General features: G+C 25.1%; 7 protein-coding genes. 6 read left to right on the top strand and 1 reads right to left on the bottom strand.

Annotated elements, in window-relative coordinates; all coding sequences use genetic code 11:
* Positions 1-278: 278 nt before the first annotated feature.
* The gene (repA, locus tag D9V59_RS03110) at positions 279-1,121 is read right to left on the bottom strand and encodes a plasmid replication initiator RepA (RefSeq protein WP_158365024.1); all 843 of its coding nucleotides are present in this window, start codon (positions 1,119-1,121) and stop codon (positions 279-281) included.
* 274 nt (positions 1,122-1,395) lie between these two features.
* Here repA (D9V59_RS03110) and D9V59_RS03105 point away from each other — a divergent pair, with 274 nt between their 5' ends.
* The 6 genes from D9V59_RS03105 (at position 1,396) to leuD (ending at position 7,600) form a co-directional block, all read left to right on the top strand.
* Positions 1,396-1,899 (top strand): TIGR00645 family protein, encoded by a 504-nt coding sequence (locus tag D9V59_RS03105; protein ID WP_158365022.1) that lies wholly within the window; start codon positions 1,396-1,398, stop codon positions 1,897-1,899.
* A 131-nt stretch (positions 1,900-2,030) separates the two neighbouring features.
* The gene (repA, locus tag D9V59_RS03100) at positions 2,031-2,780 is read left to right on the top strand and encodes a plasmid replication initiator RepA (protein WP_158365020.1); all 750 of its coding nucleotides are present in this window, start codon (positions 2,031-2,033) and stop codon (positions 2,778-2,780) included.
* 77 nt (positions 2,781-2,857) lie between these two features.
* Positions 2,858-4,417 (top strand): 2-isopropylmalate synthase, encoded by a 1,560-nt coding sequence (gene leuA, locus D9V59_RS03095; protein WP_158365018.1) that lies wholly within the window; start codon positions 2,858-2,860, stop codon positions 4,415-4,417.
* 42 nt (positions 4,418-4,459) lie between these two features.
* Complete coding sequence (gene leuB / locus D9V59_RS03090; protein WP_187308372.1) at positions 4,460-5,551, top strand: 3-isopropylmalate dehydrogenase; 1,092 nt, start codon at positions 4,460-4,462, stop codon at positions 5,549-5,551.
* Between the two features lies 1 nt (position 5,552).
* Positions 5,553-6,968, top strand: coding sequence for a 3-isopropylmalate dehydratase large subunit (leuC, locus tag D9V59_RS03085; RefSeq protein WP_187308371.1), 1,416 nt, complete (start codon positions 5,553-5,555; stop codon positions 6,966-6,968).
* A 2-nt stretch (positions 6,969-6,970) separates the two neighbouring features.
* A complete protein-coding gene (leuD, locus tag D9V59_RS03080) occupies positions 6,971-7,600 on the top strand; it encodes a 3-isopropylmalate dehydratase small subunit (protein ID WP_187308370.1) in 630 nt (209 codons plus the stop codon).
* Positions 7,601-7,618: the final 18 nt, after the last annotated feature.

Raw genomic sequence — 7,618 nt, 5'->3', positions numbered from 1 at the left:
ATTTTTTTTTGAAATAATTTATGTTTATTTTTTTTATATATAAGATTAAAGATATGTTATTTTGCATTTATTACATAAGAAGCATATAATAAAAAAACAACATGCATTTATTAAAATTTAAAAAAAAAAAAATATAAAAATCATATTAAAATTTTTTTTTTTTTAAAATTTAAAAAATATAAGAAAAATAAAATACCAAAAGTAGGTATATTATAAATTTTAAAAATAAGAAAATTACGTAAAAAAACGCATTAAAAAAATCTATATTTAAAACTTTTTTAATTTTCAGGATATGTATTTGTAGCTATTTTCCTTAAATAATAATAACTAATATTAACTTGTTTTTTAAGACCACTAGGACCTAATTTAGTTAATTCACTAACAGTATATTTGGAGACTAAAGCACGAAGAATTGTTTGTCTAGCTTCTTTTTCATCTAAAGAAATTAAACGTTGGGCGTGTCTTTTCTTTTTATAAAAAGCATGTTTAGATATTCTATATTTAAAAATATTTTTGATTTGAGTATCCTTAGATCGTCTCTTGGCATCAGTCATTGTAATTGGCTTTAGACCTTTATTTATAAGATTTTTATTAATCCATCCTAATTGTTGTTTTTTAGCATTTATTAATTTTTTCTCAGAAATTCCCAATAACATAAAAAACAAAGGAGTTAATGTAATCATTTTAGGCATATAATTACCTAATATTCTATCCCAGGTTTTTTTGCAAGTAACAAATCCCATAGGTTCCATGAAATTAGTAATTAATCTAGACGCTCGAGTTATAGATTTATTTCCTGCTTTAGATACTGTAGATAAACCACATTCATCAGATAATTGTTCTACAGATGCTTGAACTAATTCAGAAGAAATATTAAAATGATAAAGCATAGCTAAAACCATTGCTCTCATAGCACAAGCTCGATGTTCATTTAATCTTCTAAATCTTTTTAAAAAAGTATTATTCTTAACTTGTAAAATATAGTTTAATTCACATCTAGCAACATCTATTTCTGATGCCCTTTTCATAGCATAACAAATAAAGGAAGGCCTTCGTTTGTTATGTTTTGGTGGTATAAATATTGGATTTGGATTATGTATATAAAGTTTTCTTGATATCATGACATAATGCTTAAAGTAATATGAATTGAATTGTTATATGTTGAAATAATATGAAATTAATTTTTTTATATTTAAAAATATATACTTTACTTTTATTTTTTTTTATGAATAAATATAATTCATAAATACAAAACATATATTGTCATACAATTTAATTATTTTCAATATAAGTTGTTAAAATTTTTATTAATTTTTTAAACATTATCGAAATATTTTAATATAAAAAATTAGTGTTTTAAAAAATTTTATTAAAAAAATTACTTAGGAAAATAAAATGGAAAAGATTATTGAAAAGGGTATATATGCATCTCGCTGGTTAATGTTTCCTGTATATGTAGGTTTATCATTTGGATTTATATTATTAACTTTAAAATTTTTTCAACAAATCGTATTTATTATTCCAGATATTATAGCTATGTCAGAATCTGGATTAGTTTTAGTTGTATTATCATTAATTGATATAGCTTTAGTAGGAGGTTTATTAGTGATGGTTATGTTTTCTGGTTATGAAAATTTTATTTCTAAAATGGATATACAAGATAATAAGAAAAGATTAGGATGGATGGGCACTATGGATGTAAATTCAATTAAAAACAAAGTTGCATCGTCTATTGTTGCAATATCTTCTGTACACCTTTTACGACTTTTTATGGAAGCAGAAAAAATATTAGATAATAAGATTTTGTTGTGTGTTATAATCCATTTAACATTTGTATTATCAGCTTTTGGAATGGCTTATATTGATAAAATGAGTAAAAAAAAACATATTATTCATTAATAATTTAAATAAATAAAAATTTGAACTTTTTTTATAGTAGTGTTATATTTATAATAACATATTAAAAAATATAACATGTTGATTGCTTTAAATTTTTTTAAAAATATATTTTACTTAATCAAGTGTATTTAGTGCCTAGAAAAAATTATATATATAATCCCAAACCAGTTTTTAATCCACCTAAAAATGAAAAAAAAAGATCTGCATTTGTTTGTTATGCAATGAAAAAGGCATCAGAAATAGATGTTGCTAGAAATAATTTAAATTATACTTTGTTGCCTATAGATCCTAAAACTGGTAATATTTTACTTCGATTTAGAAGATTAAATGAACATCGAGCTTGTGCTATGAGAGCTATAGTGTTAGCCATGTTATATTATTATAATGTTAATTCTAAATTAGTTGAAGCTTCTATTGAAAAATTAGCAGATGAATGTGGATTATCCACTTTTTCAAATTCTGGTAATAAATCTATTACTCGTGCTTCACGCTTGATAAATGAATTTTTAGAACCAATGGGTTTTATCAAATGTAGGAGAATAAAAAGAAGATCAATAAGTAATTATATACCTAAAAAAATATATTTAACACCTATGTTTTTTATGTTGTGTAATATTTCACAATCTAAAATAGATGATTTTTTATCTAAACAAGTAAAATATTCTGAAAAATCTAAAATACAAGAAAGAAAAATCTTTATTTCTTTTTCAGATAGAGAGGTTATCTCAAAATTAGATGAAAAATCAGCTAGAAAAAAAATTTTAAATGCTTTAATAAGATATTACACAGCAAGAGAATTAACAAAAATAGGGCCTAAAGGTCTTAAAAAAAAGATAGATATTGAATATACTAATTTATGTAAATTACACAAAAAAAAATAAAAAAATAAATTTATACAATNNATTGTATAAATTTATTTTTTTAAATAATCATAACACTTCTAAAATGAGATAATTTCATGAATTCTAAAGTTATAATTTTTGATACGACTCTACGTGATGGTGAACAAGCACTTCAAGCAAGCTTAAGTGTAAAAGAAAAATTACAAATTGCATTATCTTTAGAAAAATCTGGAATAGATATTATAGAAGTAGGTTTTCCTATTTCATCTCCCGGAGATTTTAAATCAGTAGAAACCATATCGAAAAAAATTAAAAACAGTCGAATATGTAGCTTAGCTCGTTGCGTAGAAAAAGATATTGATGCAGCTGGTCAAGCAATGTCTTTATCTTCAGCATTTCGAATTCATATTTTTTTAGCAACCTCAACACTGCATATGGAATCTAAACTAAGAAAAAATTTTAATGAAATTATAGATATGGCTGTTTTTTCAGTTAAAAAAGCTTTACGTTACACCGATGATATTGAATTTTCTTGTGAAGATGCAAGTCGAACTACCTTAGATAACTTATGTCGTATTATAGAAAAACTAATAAATACGGGTGTAAAAACAATTAATATACCTGACACAGTAGGATATTCTATACCTAATGAATTATCTTATATAATTAAAAATTTATTTGAAAAAGTACCTAACATTCATAAATCTGTTATTTCAGTACACTGTCATGATGATTTAGGTATGGCTGTAGGAAACTCTATATCAGCTATACAAGCGGGTGCTAGACAAATAGAAGGAACTATAAATGGAATTGGAGAGCGAGCCGGTAATACAGCATTAGAAGAAGTTATTATGGCTATAAAGGTACGAAAAGACATTTTGGGAGTTTCTACTAATATAAAGCACAAAGAGATTTATCGTACTAGTCAAATTGTTAGTCAAATTTGTAATATGCCAATTCCTTCTAACAAAGCTATAGTAGGTAGTAATGCGTTTTCACATTCTTCAGGTATTCATCAAGATGGTATTTTAAAAAATAGGAAAAATTATGAAATTATTGAACCTAGTAGTATTGGTTTAAAGGAAGTAAAACTTAATTTAACTTCTCGTTCTGGAAGAGCTGCTGTAAAATATTACATGGACAAAATGGGTTATAAAGATAGTGATTATAATATAAATGAATTATATGCTGCTTTTTTAAAATTAGCAGATAAAAAAGGACAAGTTTTTGATTATGATTTAGAAGCATTAGCATTTATAAATAAACAACAAGAAAACTTAGAATACTATTCTTTAAAATTTTTTAGTGTTCAATCTATCTCTAATGGTTTATCTACAGCTTCTGTTAAATTATTATGTGGTGAAAAAATATATACAGAATCTTCTACAACAAGTAATGGACCAGTAGATGCTATTTATCAAGCGTTAAATAGAATTACAAATTTCCCTATAACATTGCAAAAGTTTCAATTAGTTGCTAAAGGAAAAGGAAAAGACGCATTAGGACAAGTTGATATTTTAGTAGAATATCAACAACGTAAATTTCATGGGATAGGTTTAGCTACTGATATTATTGAATCATCAGCTCAAGCTATGGTCAATGTATTAAATAATATATGGAAAATTAAACAAGTTAACAAAAAATTAAATCTTTTAAAAAATTTAAAAACCCATTAATTTTTTGAATATAATAATTATCTTAATAGGGAACATTTTTTTATGAAAAAAAACTATCGTATTGCAGTATTACCTGGTGATGGAATAGGTCCTGAAGTAATGCAAGAAGCATATAAAGTTTTAGATGTTTTAAAAAAACATTTTTTTATATCCTTAGAAACAGAAGAATTTAATATTGGTGGTATAGCTATTGATTCTGATGGTTTTGCTTTACCAAAAAAAACATTGATAGGATGTGAAAATGCTGATGCCATTTTATTTGGTTCTGTTGGAGGTAAAAAATGGAATAAGCTTTCTTTACAAGATCGTCCTGAAATCGCTTCTTTGCTTGCTTTAAGAAAGCATTTTAATCTTTTTTGTAATTTGCGACCATCAAAATTATATCCAGAAATAAAATATTTATCTCCTTTACGTCCTGATATCATTCAAAGTGGTTTTGACATATTATGTGTTCGAGAATTAATAGGAGGTATTTATTTTGGAGAACCAAAAGGTGAAGGCATAAAAAATAATTCTCAATATGCTTTTGATACAGAGATTTATTATGAATATGAAGTTAGTCGTATTGCTGATGTAGCTTTTAAATTAGCAAGCACTAGAAAAAATAAAGTTTGTTCTATAGATAAATCAAATGTTTTACAAAGTTCTTTGTTATGGAGAAAAACAGTAAATAAAATTTCAAAAAAATATCCAGATGTTAATTTATCTCATTTATATATTGATAACGCTGTCATGCAAATTATTAAAAATCCTAATCAATTTGATGTTTTATTATGTTCAAATATGTTTGGAGATATCATTTCAGATGAATGTGCTATGATTACTGGTTCTATTGGATTATTACCATCAGCAAGTTTAAATGAAAAAAACTTTGGTTTATATGAACCAGCTGGAGGATCTGCTCCTGATATTACAGGTAAAAACATTGCAAATCCTATAGCTCAAATTCTTTCACTTTCTATGTTAGTAAGATATGGAATGAATTTAAATCAAATAGCAGATAAAATCGATTATTCTGTTAATGATGTTTTGCGTAAAGGTTATAAAACTTTAGATATATGTAATAATGATAATTATGTGACAACAAGTAAAATGGGAAGTGCAATTGCTGATTCTTTAATAAATGGTAAATAAAATGAAAAAAACATTATATGAAAAAATATATGATTTACATATTGTAGATAAAAATAGAAGAAATGGAGCAATTTTATATATAGATTTACATTTACTTCATGAGGTTACATCTCCTCAAGCTTTTGATTCTTTACGTAATAAAAAACGTATAGTTAGGCAACCTCAAAAAACATTTGCCACTATGGATCATAACGTTCCGACAGAAAATAATGATATCAATGCATCAGGTACGATGGCAAAAAATCAAATGAGACAATTAATAAAAAATTGTAACGATTTTGGTATAGCGTTATATGATTTAAAAAATCCTAATCAAGGAATTGTACATGTAATAGGTCCTGAAAAAGGCATGACATTACCAGGGATGACAATTGTATGTGGTGATTCTCATACTTCAACACATGGCGCATTCGGAGCATTAGCTTTTGGTATTGGTACTTCAGAAGTAGAACATGTTCTTGCTACTCAAACTTTAAGACAAGAACGTTTAAAAACTATGAAGATAGAAATTATAGGTGAACTAAAAAAATTTATTACTGCCAAGGATATAATCTTGTTTATTATTGGACAATTAGGATCATCTGGAAGTAGTAGATATGTTATTGAATTTTGCGGTAATGTAATTAAAAATATGAGTATGGAAGCAAGAATGACAATTTGTAATATGGCTATTGAAATGGGTGCAAAATCTGCATTAATAGCTCCAGATGAAATTACATATTCATATTTAAAAAATAGAATATATTCACCTCATTCTAGTTTTTGGAAAGAATCTGTTAATTATTGGAATAGTTTAAAATCTGATAAAGATGCTTGTTTTGATAAAATTTTTACTATTAATATATCAAATCTTTCTCCTCAAATTACATGGGGAACTAGTCCAGATCAAGTGATTTCGATTAATGAAAAAATACCTGAATTTGATAGTTTTGATAGTATTGTTAAAAAAAATTTAGCAAAATCTGCTTGTAAATACATGGATTTAAATCCAGGTACTTATTTAACTGATGTTATAATAGACAAAGTTTTTATTGGTTCTTGTACTAATGCTAGAATAGAAGATTTAAGGGCAGCATCTAAAATATTAAAAAATAAAAAAATCTCTAATAATGTACAAGCTATTGTTGTTCCTGGTTCTCAATTAGTCAAAAAAGAAGCTGAAAATGAAGGATTAGATAAAATTTTTATTAATTCAGGTTTTGAGTGGCGTTTGCCAGGTTGTTCTATGTGTTTAGGAATGAATAAGGATAAATTAAATGAATATGAACGTTGCGCTTCTACTAGTAATAGAAATTTTGAAGGTCGACAAGGTCGAAATGGTAGAACTCATTTAGTTAGTCCTATTATGGCTGCTGCAGCAGCAATATATGGAAAATTTTTTGATGTTAGAAATTTAGATAATAGTGAGATTAATTAAAAATGTTTAAGTTTACTGAATATACTGGTATTATTGTACCCTTAGATGTGTCTAATATAGATACAGATATTATTATTCCTAAGCAATTTTTAAAAAGTATAAACAAAATTGGATTTGGTAAATATTTATTTCATGATTGGCGTTTTCTTGATGAAAAACAATCTAAAAAAAATAAAGATTTTATTTTAAATAAAAAAATTTATAAAAATGCAACTATTTTGTTGACACGAGAAAATTTTGGTTGCGGATCTTCAAGAGAACATGCTGTTTGGTCTTTATTAGATTATGGTTTTAGAGCAATAATTGCTCCTAGTTTTGCTGACATTTTTTATAATAATAGTTTTAATAATAAGCTTCTTTTAGTTACTTTAAAAAATCAAGAAATTGATTCTATTTTTGATATTGTTAAAAAAAATACAGGTATTAATTGTAAAATTAGTTTAATTGATAAAAGAATTATTATAAATCAAAAAGATTTTTTATTTGATTTAGATGATTTTAATTATTTTCGTTTATTAAATAATTTAGATGATATTGATTTAACTATGAAACTTTCTAAAGAAATCGAATTTTATGAAGATTCAATACCCAATTTTCTTTTAAATAGAAAAAAATTTAGTTCTCATTTATAAATTATTTCAAAAAAAAAT

Source organism: Buchnera aphidicola (Artemisaphis artemisicola) (genome assembly GCF_005082365.1).
Taxonomy (GTDB): domain Bacteria; phylum Pseudomonadota; class Gammaproteobacteria; order Enterobacterales; family Enterobacteriaceae; genus Buchnera; species Buchnera aphidicola_AR.
Note: the sequence above shows the minus strand (reverse complement) of the source record. Positions and strands in the feature narration are given on the sequence as shown.